This is a genomic window from Terrabacter aeriphilus, from assembly GCF_039542985.1.
Taxonomy (GTDB): Bacteria; Actinomycetota; Actinomycetes; order Actinomycetales; family Dermatophilaceae; genus Terrabacter; species Terrabacter aeriphilus.
Genome location: NZ_BAABIW010000008.1, coordinates 1 through 15003, shown reverse-complemented (window position 1 = coordinate 15003; position 15003 = coordinate 1). Strand labels below are relative to the sequence as shown.

General features: G+C 66.8%; 10 protein-coding genes and 1 pseudogene. 8 read left to right on the top strand and 3 right to left on the bottom strand.

Annotation, left to right across the window (positions count from 1 at the left end; translation table 11 throughout):
• Positions 1 to 676: 676 nt before the first annotated feature.
• Positions 677 to 1618 (bottom strand): GlxA family transcriptional regulator, encoded by a 942-nt coding sequence (locus ABD979_RS05105; protein WP_003941078.1) that lies wholly within the window; start codon positions 1616 to 1618, stop codon positions 677 to 679.
• Positions 1619 to 1726: 108 nt separating this feature from the next.
• On the opposite strand from ABD979_RS05105, the gene ABD979_RS05100 reads away from it, so the two are divergent.
• The 3 genes and pseudogenes from ABD979_RS05100 (at position 1727) to ABD979_RS05090 (ending at position 4342) form a co-directional block, all read left to right on the top strand.
• Positions 1727 to 2038, top strand: coding sequence for a putative quinol monooxygenase (locus ABD979_RS05100; protein ID WP_075836169.1), 312 nt, complete (start codon positions 1727 to 1729; stop codon positions 2036 to 2038).
• Between the two features lie 585 nt (positions 2039 to 2623).
• Positions 2624 to 3995, top strand: a pseudogene (locus tag ABD979_RS05095) (ISL3-like element ISPfr2 family transposase).
• On the top strand, positions 3992 to 4342 hold the full coding sequence (locus tag ABD979_RS05090) for an SRPBCC family protein (protein WP_345506369.1): 351 nt from the start codon (positions 3992 to 3994) through the stop codon (positions 4340 to 4342). The pseudogene ABD979_RS05095 and the gene ABD979_RS05090 overlap by 4 nt, the downstream one beginning before the upstream one ends.
• Before the next feature lie 464 nt (positions 4343 to 4806).
• On the opposite strand, the gene ABD979_RS05085 is transcribed toward ABD979_RS05090, so the two are convergent.
• Positions 4807 to 5622, bottom strand: coding sequence for a hypothetical protein (locus ABD979_RS05085; protein ID WP_345506368.1), 816 nt, complete (start codon positions 5620 to 5622; stop codon positions 4807 to 4809).
• A gap of 831 nt (positions 5623 to 6453) precedes the next feature.
• On the opposite strand from ABD979_RS05085, the gene ABD979_RS05080 reads away from it, so the two are divergent.
• Both ABD979_RS05080 and ABD979_RS05075 read left to right on the top strand, forming a co-directional pair.
• The gene (locus ABD979_RS05080) at positions 6454 to 8532 is read left to right on the top strand and encodes a thiol-activated cytolysin family protein (protein WP_345506370.1); all 2079 of its coding nucleotides are present in this window, start codon (positions 6454 to 6456) and stop codon (positions 8530 to 8532) included.
• 166 nt (positions 8533 to 8698) lie between these two features.
• Positions 8699 to 10705 (top strand): hypothetical protein, encoded by a 2007-nt coding sequence (locus ABD979_RS05075; RefSeq protein ID WP_345506367.1) that lies wholly within the window; start codon positions 8699 to 8701, stop codon positions 10703 to 10705.
• 74 nt (positions 10706 to 10779) lie between these two features.
• Here ABD979_RS05075 and ABD979_RS05070 read toward each other — a convergent pair whose 3' ends face one another.
• Positions 10780 to 11676 carry a helix-turn-helix transcriptional regulator gene (locus ABD979_RS05070; protein ID WP_345506366.1) on the bottom strand — a complete coding sequence of 299 codons (897 nt, stop codon included), beginning with the start codon at positions 11674 to 11676 and terminating at the stop codon, positions 10780 to 10782.
• A gap of 340 nt (positions 11677 to 12016) precedes the next feature.
• Between ABD979_RS05070 and ABD979_RS05065 the strand changes: the two genes are divergently transcribed.
• From ABD979_RS05065 to ABD979_RS05055, 3 genes are all read left to right on the top strand, one after another.
• Complete coding sequence (locus ABD979_RS05065) at positions 12017 to 12985, top strand: hypothetical protein (protein ID WP_345506365.1); 969 nt, start codon at positions 12017 to 12019, stop codon at positions 12983 to 12985.
• Between the two features lie 622 nt (positions 12986 to 13607).
• Positions 13608 to 14180 carry a hypothetical protein gene (locus ABD979_RS05060; protein ID WP_345506364.1) on the top strand — a complete coding sequence of 191 codons (573 nt, stop codon included), beginning with the start codon at positions 13608 to 13610 and terminating at the stop codon, positions 14178 to 14180.
• 331 nt (positions 14181 to 14511) lie between these two features.
• On the top strand, positions 14512 to 15003 hold a 492-nt coding region (locus ABD979_RS05055), incomplete at its 3' end, for an IS110 family transposase (RefSeq protein WP_345506363.1).

Genomic DNA, 15003 nt, shown 5'->3' with positions numbered 1-15003 from the left:
GCCCTGGAAGACTTCACGCTCCGGAAGCGCCTCGGCCACCCATTGACGACAAAGGGGAGCCGGAAGGACACTGCCGCTTCGCGGCGGAGTGCCGTGCCTTGCAGTTGGCGCGGTCGACGAGTACCTCCACCTCGGTCCTGGCAGGCGAATGCACGGGGCGGGTTAGCCCCTTGCTCCCAAGGCGTCCCCGTCGATCGGTCGCGAGTAGGCTCCAGCGATGGCTGTGGACGTGGAGACCTCCATCGAAATCGCCGTCGCCCGCGATCAGGTTGCCGCCTTCGCGGCTCTTCCCAGATGAGGGTGTAGGTCGGCCGGGCGCGTCGGTCCGCAGATAGACGTCGAGGTCTCCCGACGACGGAGGTTCCTACGCCATCCATCCGAAAGACCTCGACGTGACCGACGCTACCCCGCCGGCCGGCTTCGGCCGCCCTGACCTGACCGCCTTCGCGTCTCATCCCAATCGACCCTGATCGAGTCTGCTGACCCCCTCGACGAGAACACAGCGACATCACAGCCACCCAACCCCGACCGTCCGGGAAGCCGGGACACGTCACATGGCCTGTGCTGCGGGCGTGTCGAGTGGGTCGTCCAGAGGCGACGCAGGAGCGTCGACGCGACGTGCTGAGAGGTGGTTCCAGTCGAGCACTAGGACACCGGCTACAGGCATGGCGATAGGTCAGGAACGGCGTCGCTCCCTACGCAGGAGGGAGCGCAGAGTCTCGGCGTTCGCGTAGCCGACCCGTAGCGCGATCTCGGCGGAGGTAAGGTCCGTGGTTGCTGAGAGGTGCCGAGCTCGTTCGATGCGAAGCCGTTGGACGAAGCCGAGCGGAGTGAGGTTGAGCGCCGCACGGACTCGTCGTTCGAGGGTGCGCCGGCTGGTGCCGAGCGACTGCGCGACGAAGGCGACGTTGAACGGTTCGTCCAGGCGGGCGCGCACGAAGCGTTCGAACTCGACGACGATCGGGTCCTCGTGCCGGAGATGTTCGTAGGCGACGAAGGCCGCCTGCGACGGACGCTCGTCGATGATGAGGAGCTTGGCGACATGTTGGGCCAGGTCGGGGCTGATCGATCGCACGAGTGAGAGCGCGAGGTCGATGTGGGCGAACGCGGCGCCGGCGGTGACGAGGTTCCCGTCGACCACGACCATGGTGTCGAGATCGAGGGCGACGGTCGGATAGCGCTTCAGGAACTCCGGCCCCAGGAACCAGCTGGTCGTCGCCCGCCGATGATGCATCCGTCCGGTCTCGGCGACAGCGAACACGCCGGTGCACGCCGCGGCGATCCGGGTGGTCGCGTCGTCGAGGCGCCCGAGCGAGGCGATGACCGAACGAGCATCTCGGCTCTGGAGGGCGTCGTTGGTAGCGGCGGCCGTGAGGGTTCCAAGCGCAGGGACGACGACCACGTCGAACTCTGCGGACTCCGACAGCGGGTGGTCCACCGACAGGGTCATCGATGCCGTCGTGGTCACTCTCCGTTTCGGTCCGAGGATGGCGAGTTCGATCGGGTCGATCCGCGGGTCGACATCGCCGCGGGCTCCGTCGGCCACCCGCACGATGTCGATGACCGACGCGACAGCCGAACCGAAGCAGCCGTCGATCGCGATCAGTCCGATACGCATGGCGCGAACAATAGCAATACTGCCGTATACGCCACTTCTCACATGCCCTTGCTCGTCATACGCTGAACTCGCTTCACCAAGAAACCTCGACACCTAGGGGAACCCCTCATGTCCACACCCGCATCACTTCCGTATGCCTTCGTCGCCAAGATCGTCGCGGCCGATGGACAGCACGAAGCGCTCGCCGATCTGCTCGCCGGCGCTGTCGCGCTCGCCAACGAAGAAGTAGGAACGATTGTCTGGTTCGCGGTCAGGACCCACGCCGACACCTTCTGGATCTTCGATGCATTCCCCGACGAGGCCGCTCGCGACGCCCACGCCAACGGCGCCATCGTCGCAGCCCTGATGGCCAACCAGCACCTCCTCGGCGCAGCACCCGAGATCCTGGCGGCCGACGTCCTCGCGTCCAAGCTCCCGTAGTCCGCCAACGCACGAGACGATCGCGCCCCGCCGAGCCGTCGCCAGGTCGCGACGCAACGCCACGCTGCGTTGCCGAGCGGTGCGAGGCCTATCGGCACACGGACAGGATGCCGGCCGCGAGCGCTCAGCCGGCTAGGGGTCCGTCGCAGAGGAGAGCGACGTCGGTGTCGGGCAGAGCCGTGAGGCCAGCGCGTCGCGCGACCACCAGAACCGAACCGCCTGCCGGAATCGAACCGACGACCTAATCACGTCGGCTTTGCGTCTATCGCTTGATGCGCCCACTGGGCGAACGAGCCGCTGACCTGCGCAAACGCCGAGCGTGGGGGACGCCGCCATCCGGTGGTGACCGACGACGACCGACCAGTACCGACCGTTTCACCGGAGCTTGCGGCGGCGTGAAGCCGAGCAAGCTCCATTCCTTTAGCTCACCGCACCCTCCTCCTCGCCGGTCCCGTCGTCGTCGAAGACGTTTCAGGGGTCTTCTCAGATGACGGTGTAGGTCGGCCGGGCGCGTCGGTCCGCAGATAGACGTCGAGGTCTCCCGACGACGGAGGTTCCTACGCCATCCATCCGAAAGACCTCGACGTGTCCGATGCTACCCCGCCGGCCGGCTTCGGCCGCCCTGACCTGACCGCCTTCGCTCGACTCGACGGCCTCGGTCTGAGCGTGACCGGACAACGACTTGAACCGGATCGTGCGGTCCTCGCGTGCCGCGTGGTGGAACCAGATCAGTGGTGCCGACGGTGCGGCAGCGAAGACGCTGCTCGTGACACCGTGATCCGGCGGTTGGCCCACGAGCCGCTGGGCTGGCGACCGACCGTGCTGGAAGTTGTAGTGCGCCGCTACCGCTGTGCCGACTGCGGACACGTGTGGCGCCAAGACACCAGCGCCGCGGCGGAGCCACGCGCGAAGCTCTCGCGCACCGGGCTTGCGGTGGGCGCTGGAAGGGATCGTGGTCGCACACCTCACCGTCGCCCGTGTCGCCGAGGGACTCGGGGTCGCGTGGGACACCGCCAACAACGCGGTCCTGGCTGAAGGCAAGCGGCTGCTGATCAACGACCCCACGCGGTTTGAGGGCGTGAAGGTCATTGGCGTCGATGAGCACGTCTGGCGCCACACCAGGCGTGGCGACAAGTACGTCACCGTGATCATCGACCTCACCCCGGTCCGCGATGGCGCCGGCCCAGCAAGGCTGCTGGACATGGTCGAGGGCCGGTCGAAGGCGGCGTTCAAGACCTGGCTCGCCGACCGCGACGACGTCTTCCGTGACGCGGTCGAGGTGGTCGCGATGGACGGCTTCACCGGGTTCAAGACCGCCGCTGCAGAGGAGATCCCGGACGCGGTCACGGTGATGGATCCGTTCCACGTCGTGCGCCTGGCCGGTGACGCCCTCGACAGGTGCCGGCGCCGGGTCCAACTCGCGATCCACGGGCACCGTGGGTTCAGGGACGACCCGCTCTACAAGTCGCGGCGCACGCTGCACACCGGCGCGGACCTGCTCACAGACAAGCAGAGCGACAGGCTACGCGCGCTGTTCGTTGATGACGCTCACGTCGAGGTCGAGGCGACCTGGGGTGTCTACCAGCGCATGATCGCCGCCTATCGCCACGAGGACCGGCAACGTGGCCGCGAGCTCATGGAGAAGCTGATCACCGACCTCAGCGCCGGCGTCCCCAAGGTGCTCACCGAGCTCACCACCCTGGGCCGGACCCTGAAGAAGCGAGCCGCTGACGTGCTCGCCTACTTCGAACGACCCGGCACCAGCAACGGGCCGACCGAGGCGCTCAACGGACGGCTCGAACACCTGCGCGGCTCCGCACTCGGGTTCCGCAACCTGACCAACTACATCGCCCGAAGCCTGCTCGAGACCGGCGGCTTCAGACCCCAACTCCTACACCCCGATTGGGATGAGCCGCCTTCGCCTCCGATCCCAAGAACGCCCCTAGCTGGTACGTGAACATCAGCTCGGTCGTCATAAAGACTCCACCACCTGTCGCTGTCGGGTCGCGTATGGCATTCGTCGCACATTTCTTGGGCCGGCGGATCGCGTACACCTATGAGGTTCGCGAGTTGTTGGAAGGCGAGCGGTTCGTCATGAGCACCGCTGAAGGCCCGTTCCCGATGGAGACGACCTACACCTGGTCCGATACGGCGTCCGGTGGTACCCGGATGACGCTGCGCAACCAGGGAGAACCGACAGGTTTTGGCCAGCTCGCAGCGCCCATGATGGCACGCGCCATGCGCCGCGCCAACCTCAAGGATCTCCGGACGCTCAAGCGCCTCCTCGAGAACGCGGCCACCTAAGCCACCAACTTGAGGAACAGAGTCAGGATGGTCGCCCGTGGCGAGAGGACACACTTTCGAGAAGCGTAGGATGGGTCTGCTGCCCGGATAGGTGACATCTGATCTGCGTCCGAGTGTGTCGCCGCGGGAAGGATCTGCATCATGCTCAAGGCGTTTCTCAAAGAATCCCGCGAGGACCGATTCGGGTCGCCAAAGAGCCGGGTCCTCTGTCACCCATGTCGCGAAGGACTTCGGCATCTCGCCTTCATGTCTGAAGCGGTGGTCGACGATCGATGAGCGACGCTCGGCCGGCGCTGGCAAACCTGCCCGGACCGTTAGCGAGTCCGAGTCGATCATGACGACAACCGCCACCCAAGTGGCTTAACCGAAACTGTTACCCGTCCTTGCAGCAGACGCAGTGATCGGAATTTGGGTGAGCGCTGGTGCCCCGCGCTGCTGTCGGACCCAGCGGGCCGCCGTCGGCGCTAGACCGCTCGACCGTTAAGTGGGCAGCTAAGCGTGCGCGAATCGGTTCGTAGCACCAACGTCGTGGCCGGAGTGGATAGGTCTTGGCCAAGGCTCGCCGGGGTCCACGTCACCGTGACTTCTGCCGTGGCGCTCGGCGCCAAGTCCGTCTCGATGTTCGTCGCGACTATCGTGCCCGTCACAGGGTCCGGGACGGCCGCGTTCGCTGGCAGATGGACAGTGTCCTTCCCGGCATTGACGACGGTCAGCATCAACACCTTGGGCTGGTTGACCGCGCTGTCTCCGAAGTCCAATGTGGCGGGCACGAGCGCTACCGACACGGTTGCGTTCGTGTCGGAGGCCAAGATCACGTCGACGACGCGTTTGACCAAGGTCCGGAACGTCTCCTCCCGATACCCGACGACGAACGAGATCACTGACAAGAGCGCAATGCTCGCAGGAGTACCGGCCTGATTGTTGACTGTCGGGTCGACGCTGCGCAACACCAGTACAACGATGAGAACCGCGACCGAGCCGCAGACGGCGCCGAGGAACGGCCGCGCCAGGTGCCAGTACCCGTACTCCAGCGCCTTCCAGTCATGGGTATGAGTGACGACCCCCACCAGGCTGATCGTGACGCCACCGAGCGCGCCGGCCCAAGGCACCCACAATGGCATGACGTTCTGGAACGCGAACGTCCAATGCGGCAGCCAGCTCCACGCCGGCTGGACTGAGTACCCGACTGCAATCCCAATCAGGATGACGATCCACATGACGTCGTACATGTAGACGGTCCCGGGCTGCCACTGCGACGGCTTCCTGAGGCTTACTGCCATGGCGCACCCCCTGCGATAACTGTCCTTCTCCACCAGCCTGCACCCGGCGAGGGCCGCGAACGTGCCAATTCACTAGATTTTTCCCGACGCGCAAGCCAGGGGAACACGCACCGCCGAATAGTCGCTCGAGTGCACCTGTTGCTGCCGAACGGTGACCCTGGGAGCAGTTCTCCCACGGGCCTGGTCACCGGAGGGGCGCGGTGATCCCAGCCATCAAACTGCGCCACCGGCAGGCTGTCTCCTTTAGATCGCGGTGCTCGACTCGGCGGTCGACCAGCTCGTCAACGCACGTGGTGAACAACCTCCGCAAGGCATGGACATGGGGCGGCAGTTTGGACGCGCGGGCGCGCTGGACCGAGCGCTCGTATCAGCGTGACTGGCGGAGGCACTCGACGTTCGAACCGTCTTTGCGTGTGGTCGTGACGTCCTCGTCACGAGGGCAGCTCTCGTGCGCCCCCTGGTACGAGCTTCTCTCTGGGATGGCCATGCTCGCACTTTTGCGTATGGTCTCCACCGTCGCCGATCGGTCACGCTGAGCATCTACCGATGTGTTGCGAGGAGGCAAGCGATGTGCCATCCGGCTGGGTTTGGACGACGTTTCTGGGCGGTGCTCGCTGTCGGGCTACTCGCGCTGGCCACGGCAGTGCTCACCCTGGCGTGGCCCGAGTGGATCGAGGCGGTTTTTGGCGCCGAACCCGACGAGGGCCGCGGGTCTACCGAGCAGGGCGTTGCGGTGGCGTGCGCCGTCGTCTTCTTGATCTGCGTCGCGGCGAGCGCGCGCATCGTTCTCCGTTCCCGTCCCGTCACGGCCGAGTAGCAGAGGTGACCTTCATGGCATCGAAACCATCGTTGGACACGTCCGCCGACCGCATGACGTCGGCCGCCGAGGAGCCCACCGACCGACAGCCCGACGGGCAACGTCCGCCGGTGAGGAGCGGCCCGGCCTTGGTGCGGGACGACCTTGGCCGGCCGTATCTGTTGGGCCGTGACGGCTCGCTGTCCGGTGTTCCTGATGAGCGCACGTGGCAGTTACTCGAGGCGACAGGAGTCCCGGCTCTTCAGGACGAGTCCGCGGACGCAGGCGACAGCGAGCGGCGGCAACGCCCGGGCCTTGCGGTCCCACGAGCGGGCGGAGCGCGGCAGGGGTGCACGCTGACATCTCTGGATGGGAGCAGCACCTTTTTCGTCGATGGCGAGGACGGGTCACGCCGCACGTTCTGGACGTACGGCGGCCAGATCTTCGACGTCTCTGGGATCAGCGAACCGCAGCGAGCCGACACCTTCGGGCCAGCGGTTCCTGCGGCGGCGGCCTTCCCCGGCCTCGCCGACGAGTTCACGCGCGTCGTGGACGCCCCTCCTTTGTCGCTCACCACTGCCCAGCAGGCGATCCTTGCTTATCTGCAGACGATCCCGCCGCCGGTCGTGACAGCCGCTCCGGGCCTGTCGATCACAGCCGCGCCCGAGTCACCGCCCACTCAGTACACGGCGCCGGCGAACGTGGCCTACCAGGTAACGGCGCAGCAACAGGCGATCGAGAACGTCATCGACTCCTTCCCGGTGGTGGCACCGGTCGCCGACGCGATCTGGCCAGGCGCGGTGATCCAGTCGCGGACGTTGGGCTCCGGCCAGCTGGGGCTGGTGCAACTGGCCGACCGGGCGCCCGGGACGCTGACGATCACGACCGAGATCGTCGTTGCGCACCCGGAGGCTCCCACGTCGGTCACGGTGACGTCACCCAGCGCGGCAAGCGTCACGACGGCCAGACGTCAGCTGCTCCACGACCTGGCCGGGACCGCCTCGACCGGCGTCGTCAACCTCGAGGTCGGCACCGTGACGACGGAGCAGCAGGTGTCCGCGCGACTGGGGGTGAAGGTTTCAGGTAGCTCGTGGAACGCCTCTGCCGACGTGCACGTGTCCGGGTCTCTGGAGACGAGCCGGACGTTCCTGAAACTGACCCAGGAGTTCTACACCGTCGCGTTCGAGCCGACCGGGTCCCCGGCATGGTTGTTCGGCCCGTCCGTCGATGTCGCCGCGGTCAAGCAGTACAGCGGACCGAACAACGCCCCCGCATACATCCACCAAGTCACCTACGGGCGGATCGTGCTCATGGTGATTGACAGTGCTGACACCGCGTCGAGCGTCGAGGCGAACGTCAAGGCGTCATGGAAAGCCGGCGTGAGCGGCGACGTGGACACCGCGGCAGACCTGAAGAAGAAGACGAAGAGCTACCACGTCCAGGTCGCGACAGTCGGCACGACCGGGGCCACCGTGTTCAAGGCGGCCGCTGGCCTCAGCGAGGCGCTCGAGGAGCTGCAGGCGACCGCCGACTACAGCGACACTAATCCTGGCGGCATCATCTCCTACGCGGCGCGATACCTGCTCGACGGGACGGTCGCTAAGGCCGTCATCGGGCCGTTCTCCTACACCGCCTTGGTACGGGCTGACCTCCCGCAGACGGTGAGCTCCTACAAGGTCGACGACGGACGGACCGGGGTGCAGGGCGGGGTGCGGACCGGCCTCACCCTGCGCCCAGGTGACCAGGTTTCCATCACCGCCTTCGGGCACGTGTTCGCCGGGTGGTGGTTCGGCTCGTGGTTCGGCCCGGAGGGAGACACCTCCGAGCACGGCAAGCAGATGGGCAACGCGACCAAGCCGTTGCCCGGCGTCGCGTTCAGCGCCCTGCTGTACGGGTTCGGGCAGGGCTGGTTCTACTGGCACGACAAACCCACCTTTACCTACGGGGTCACCACGGTCGGGCAGGAGCCGAACGTGCGCACCGTCGGCCCTGAGGACGCGGAGCTGCCGTTGTGGGTCCACATCAACGATGACGACGTGACGAACGGCAAGGGGGGTTTCTCCGGCCAGATCTTCGTCCGGCGGCGTGAGCTTCCAGCGGTGGGCCCGAAATGACCAAGGCAGTCACGCAGACACGGACGATGGGACCAGGGGGGTCTTCGACATGCTGAGCTGGCCGCCAACAGGGGTAACACCTCCATCGACGGTATGGCCCCCCGGGGCGATGCCGGGCCAGGCGGTGAAATGGCTTCCGCGCTCGGACATCCCTCCCGGTCCGCACGTGATCCACACAACCGTAAACGGCCGGCCGCTGGTGATTGCCGAGCTGCGCGGCTGGCTCACCCAAGCGGACGAGCGCGGGGGTGCTGATCCCGACTGGCACTTCCACCTGGAGCTGGACACACAGTGGATGCGAACCGCCGGGATCAACCCTGCCCTGTTCTGCATGCCGGGCGACGTGTTCCGGGACGCCGCACCCGACCCGACGCAGGCGCGCCGCCGGACAGGAGACTTCGGCATACACATCGAGCTCGACGGGTGGCCACGCAACGACGAGCGCGCCCACCCGGCAAAACCTGACGACTGGCAGGCCACCGACCTGCCGTCAGCCAAGCCCGGCGTCACGTATGCGTACGACCCGCGGAGCTACGCCGCCTCGGCCTACGCCGATACGGCCGTGGCTGTCCACCACTACGTGAGCATCTGGGGGGCGCTGGTGACCGACGACCCCCACGCCGCAGACCGATTCGTTTACACCAACGAGCTCCTGGTCAACGGCCTCCAGGCACTGCGCGTCATGCTCGACCTCGACCCGCTCGATCGAGATAAGCATGTGGGGTGGGTTAACTACGCGGCCAAGGCCGCGAACGCGTGGATCTGGGGCGGTGACCGGGCCTATGCGGACCCGCTCAACGGTGCTCGGTGGAACGAGATCCACTCACCCGACTCGTTCGAGAGGTTGGAGGACAAGGCACCGGACCGAAAGTGCTACCAAGTCGTTGGGTGCGCCCGCCGCGGGCCGGACGACGCCGAGAAGACCGTTTACCGCACCGTGTTGCGCGGTCCTGAGGGTGCCAATCCGGGATCTGTGCTGCGCTACCGGCGCTCCACCACGCGCTGGACTACGCCCGATGCAGCCCAGGTGTCCGTCACCGTACGAGAGTCTGGCCCGGACGCCGCCGTCACCGTCGAGGTCACCCTGCTCAGCCAGGGGGTCGTCCCCAAGGATGCGCACTACTGCGAGTTGTTCGAGCTGTGGTGGGAAACCCCGGTCAAGCATGTGGGCGACACCTGGATCACAACCCGTGACGCGAACGGCGACTGGGTCCCAGCAACCGATTTGGGGGCAGCGCTCGGCGTCACCAGTGTCGTGACCAACGCCACCGTCGCCGGGCACCCGGACCGTGGCGAGCTGCAGGTCGCCCTCATCACGAACGGCCAGGTGCTCCACGCAGCCCGGGACACCGCCGGGACGTGGTCCCCGGCCGGCGACATGACCGGTGCAGCATGTCTGCCTCTTGGCATCCGCGCCGTCGCCTCCGCGATGCTGGCCGACGCCAGCGCGCAGTACGTCGCGCTCGATGCCGACGGGCACGCTTGGCACACGGTCCGCCGGCCCGACGGCAGCTGGCAGGACGCGGGCGACCTCACGGCAGCCCTTGGCGTCACCGACCCTGTCGCCTGGGCCGCCCTCACCCCCGGGACCGCAGGTGACGACCTCGACGTGACCCTCGAGGTGTTCACCGCCGTCCAACCGGTCCCGGCCGAGGACGACGTCGAGGTAGCACGCCACCCGATCGTCCGGCCCCACCCTTCACCGCACGTGGTCTCCAAGGTGCTCCACACCGTCCGCCGCGGCGACGGTAGCTGGGATCCCGTGGAAGACCTCACCGTGACCGCTGGGCTCGCGTCGACCGTGCGGGTGGCGGCAGCTCACAACCCGAACGACCAGAGCACTCTGCTCTTTGCCGTCGGTCGTGACCACCGAGTCCGAAGCGTCCGGTGGCAGGCCGGTCAGCCCGTCGCGCGAGCCCTTGACCTGTCCTCGCACTACTGGACCGGAGCTCCCGATGGCGCCATGCCCGCGGTGGCCGCAACCCCTGACGGGCACATCCAGGCGGCCGTCCTGACAACGGCCGGGCAGGTCCTGCACGGAATTCTGCGACCTGACGGAACGTGGACCCCCATCGGTGACGCGACCGGCGCCGCGCACCTACCCGCTGGCGCCACGTGCGTGGCGGCGACCAGCTCCGCAGAGGGCTCGGCAAACTATGTCGTCATCGCGTAGTGATCGACACGATCCTGCGCGAGCGCGGCCTGTCGACCGCCGACAAACCGGCGAACCTCAAGGCCACGCTGCCCCTACAGGCGGAGCAGCCCGTGCCGTTGCGCCGTCAGGATGGCGTTGACCCGGTCATGGGCGTCCAACCGGCGGTAGAGCAGCTCCAGATGCTTGTTCACGGTCCGTTCGCTGATCCGGAGCTCACGGGCCATGCGCCGAGCGGACAGGCCGTCCGCCAAAAGCCTAAGCAGTTCCAGCTGCCGCTGGGTCAGCGACGGGCACGGGTCAAGGCAGGCCGCCGAACCGCCGCCGCCACGTCGGTGCACCGTGGCCCGCACGTCTTCTCGTTCCACCGCCGCCATTGCTCGGATCGGCAGCACGGGGACAGGTTCCGCATGGGGAACAAGCGTGCCGGGTGGCGCATCGCCCGGCCAGCCCCAAGCACACGCTTGGTCCAGGACCGACAGCGCCGGCAGCAGGAGCGCCGCGACAGCGACCTCCGCATCAGTGAAGTCTCGCCGCTTTCGGGTCAGAATCCAGCCTCGGCCACGCGTCGGCGTAAGCGTCGAGACGATGGACAACTGGTGTGCCGCTCCCCGGGCACGGAACTCACAGGTCTGGTCGAAGTGGCGACGCCACGCCGCCCGGGTGGCGACATCACTGACCCGCCGAGGTCGCCGGTCATCTCCCGGTGTCAGGTAGCTGAGGACGGCCGGGTGGGCGGACCCGGTCTGCGCGAGGTCGGCGCTCAGCCCTTCGTCCCGGAACAGGCCCGGCCCGGCGGCGACGGTCGAAGCGGCGGGATCGGTGAGGTCGAGCTGCGTGAACAGCACCTCGTCGGCGCCGATGAAGTCGGAAAGCACAGCCGCGCACTCGCGAAGCAACCCCGGCATCGTGTCCGCTTCAACGCACGCGCTCAGACGCGCGGTCAGCCGCGTCGCCAGCTCGATTTCGTAGACATAGCCGTCGGAAGACACGCCAACTCCCCTAGGTACGAGGCGACGTATCAACACCATGGCACATCCGAGGCGAACTCTGGCCAAATCCGACTTGTTCCTACCGCCCGGGTGCACGGCGACGAGAGACCCGAGCCCTTGGAGGATGGAGGCGTGCACCGTGGATTTGGCGCGCAGTCGCCCTGCTCCGGCGGGACAGGCCGGCCCGGATCTCGTCGACGCGCTACTTCCGCAGGGGCGTGGCAGCAGGGAGTGACGTCATGAGCTGCGATCGCGACACGCCCCGTCAAGAGAGAAGGCATCAGAGCCTGACGCGGTTCTGGGCGCGGCCCGAACGTGCAATCCGACAGAGGCACAAGAATTGAAGTGGACGCAGTCACGAGTCACCCAGTGGGTCTCGACTTCTTCGTGGGCGGTGCCGTTGATTGGGGCCGGTGCCGCCCTAGTCGCAGCCCTCGCGAAGCAAGCCGTCTCGGCGCTGGGACGTGGCGGTTGGAGCTGGATCGGCCTCGCCGAGGACCTCGTCACGAACGTCTTCCTTGCCACCATCGCCAGCGTTCTCCTCGAATCCTCCCGACGACTGAGCCGGTTCCGGGCAATGGATGCGTTCGTCCACCAGGCCCGACCCATGATCCGTCAGGCAGCCCTGGCGTGGAGTGAGGCCAGCGACGAGGATGTGCCGCAGTGGGACGAGGACACCGACCTGGCTCGGCTCGACGCGGCCTCCGTGACCCTGTCCACCATTTACAGAGCGCTGGGAGAGGCGATCCTCTCAGTGGCGGCCACCGGCCCCGAAGCAGGCGCGAACGCTGCAGTGGGCACGCCCGCTCCGGCACTCGTCTGGAACAGACTGCTTCTCCATCTGTCCCTTTATGTCGCCAACGGCGGACGAGCCCGCCGTGCCGTGTACGCGCGTGCGCTGAGCGCGGAGTTCGCTCGGGTCCGCAAAGCGGGCGCCCCAGAGCTCGCCGAGGCGGCAACCACGTTTGTTCGGCAGTCCGAGGATTGGATGGGACTCGTCGAACGGTTCAACGGGGCGTTCGCCGCCTGGGTCCTGGCCCACCCCGACGGCTCACCTGAGATGCAAACGGCTCGTCTGGTTGGGGAGGACCCAATGGCGGTCGCCTACAGGTGGCTCGGGTCGCTTCCCGACTTCGACGCCGTCGGGATGGCCTGCGCCGACCCCATGACCCGTCACATGTTGGTCGCCCTGCGTGACGAGGTCGCCGCCGCCTCGAACTGCGTCACCGCCCTCGTCGGCGTGCTGGTGGCGGCCCGGACTCCGGAGGCGTCGCTCAGGCCGGAGGCGAACCTTTCGTCAAACTCCTGACGGCTATCGATAGACGTCGTTCAAGCCTTCGTTGCAGCGCACGCTGCGGCGTCTTCGGTTCTTGCCCAGGCGACGGCTGCAAGGGCTGAAGCGCATAACAAGGAACGTCGCAGTGTCATCGCGACCGTCGAACGGAAGTCAGTTTCGAACTGACGCGACGAACATTTCTCACCCTTGAACGCGACATCGAGGGAGCGCGCTCGTCGACCGACAGACTCAGGTTTGGCTGCTGTTGGGTTGCATCAGGGATCACCGTAGCCAAGACGATTCGCCGCATTCGCGAGCAATCGCGCGGTGGGCACGCTTAGCCGTCGGCATGCGGCCGAGACGCACGCGCCCATCAGGCGGCGGAGCGTCATCGCCGCTCTCGCGGCGAAGTGTCGCGCCTCGCCCGTGCGGCCAAGGTGCAGGGTCCCCGACAACCCGAAGTGAGGGAGCCGTCTGCTAACCACTCGGCTCGCGGAGAACGCCCTCGGCCACGACGCAGAGGAGCGAGCACTCGCCATTCCACAGCGTGAACGCTGTGTCTGGTGATCCGCGCCCGCGTCGAAATCGGGCTTGCGGATTGCACCTTCCTCCATTGCGCCCTCGCTGGCGCACTCAGAGGGCGACACTCGAGAACATGGACGTCACTGTTCTTGCCGCATGGATTGCCGCCGGCGCGGCCGTCGTCGCTGCCGGGATCGCCTACTGGTCAGGGCATCGGCAGGTCGTTCGGCAGCAAGCCTTTGAGCGCCAACAGTCGCGTCTGGTCGATCGTCGCGCGACATATCGGGGGTTTCTCTCGCCAGCTGAAGGCCTTATCGACCTGCAGACCCGGTACATACACGCGGGTGAGATCAGCCGCTATGAGCTTGCAGTGATCATGACGAGTGCGGTCGCGGAACTCGTGCCGGACGCCCCAGCGACCGGCGATCCCATCAACCCCATCCCGGAGCTGGATCCCAACGGGCTGGAGATCGGGGCGCTGCGTGAGCTTTCAGCAAGTATGCGGACGCAGCGGGTCATGGTTGAGCTCGTCGGACCGGATGAGGTTGCGCAGTCAGCCGTAGCATTGGAGCGTTGTTTGCGCAGGACGACGGGCGCGATCATCGAGCGGGAGGCCGCGGTGGCTAGAGACTGCTTCGTTGAGGCATTGGGCTTGCGCGAGGACTTCCTGCGGGAAGCCAAGAAGGCACTGGCCGCGGATGCTTGACCGGCTCACCCGCCACGTTTGGTGGTGCCCAGTCGGACCGTAAAGCTTCGAAAAGTAGGTGTGCGGCGGAAGGACTGTGAGGATCGCCAATGCAGCCTCAAGGTGCTGGGCTGTGGTTGGTGACCGCGAGTGTGACCCCCGGAATGACTGGCTTCGTGCCTTTGCTGTGACCTGTCCGCTCGTGGTCACCGGCCCCGGCCCGGTTGGAGGAGCTGGCCTGATCAGGAGCTTGACCACCGGGCGTCCGTAGCGCCGGATGTGTCTCATCACAGTCCTGCCGAGCCTCCGTCCCGGACCGGAACCACGTCCCGTCCGGCGAAGGAGAGAACGCATGAACAGTCTGACCGATCTACGCGAGGTGGTCGATGTCGTCATCGGCGTCGACACCCACGTCCACACCCACTCCGCGGCGGTGGTCGATGCTGCCACCGGCGGTGTCCTCGATGAGATCACGGTCGAGGCGACAGCCCAGGGCTATGCCGAGCTGGTGGAGTTCGCCAACAACCACGCGATGTTGAGGGCGTGGGCGATCGAGGGGACCGGCGGTCACGGTGCCGGCCTGTGTCGTCACCTGCTGAAGTCATCGGAGCTCGTCATCGAGCTGGACCGTCCGAAGCGGGCTGCGCGTCGCAACGGCGCGAAGTCGGATCCGCTCGATGCGATCCGCGCTGCGCGGGAGGCGATGGCTCGACCGCGGTTGGGAACACCCCGCACTGGCGGTGAACGTCAAGCTCTGTCAGTGCTTTTGGCTGCTCGCCGCTCCGCGATCAACGCCTCCACCGAGGCCCAGCAGCAAGTCTTCGGCCTGGTGATCGCCGCACCC

Bases quoted from the DNA above. Each gene is read 5' to 3' on its own strand.
- ABD979_RS05105 (WP_003941078.1), bottom strand. From the start codon at position 1,618: ATGCGTATCGGACTGATCGCGATCGACGGCTGCTTCGGTTCGGCTGTC.
- ABD979_RS05100 (WP_075836169.1), top strand. From the start codon at position 1,727: ATGTCCACACCCGCATCACTTCCGTATGCCTTCGTCGCCAAGATCGTC.
- ABD979_RS05085 (WP_345506368.1), bottom strand. From the start codon at position 5,622: ATGGCAGTAAGCCTCAGGAAGCCGTCGCAGTGGCAGCCCGGGACCGTC.
- ABD979_RS05080 (WP_345506370.1), top strand. From the start codon at position 6,454: ATGGCATCGAAACCATCGTTGGACACGTCCGCCGACCGCATGACGTCG.
- ABD979_RS05060 (WP_345506364.1), top strand. From the start codon at position 13,608: ATGGACGTCACTGTTCTTGCCGCATGGATTGCCGCCGGCGCGGCCGTC.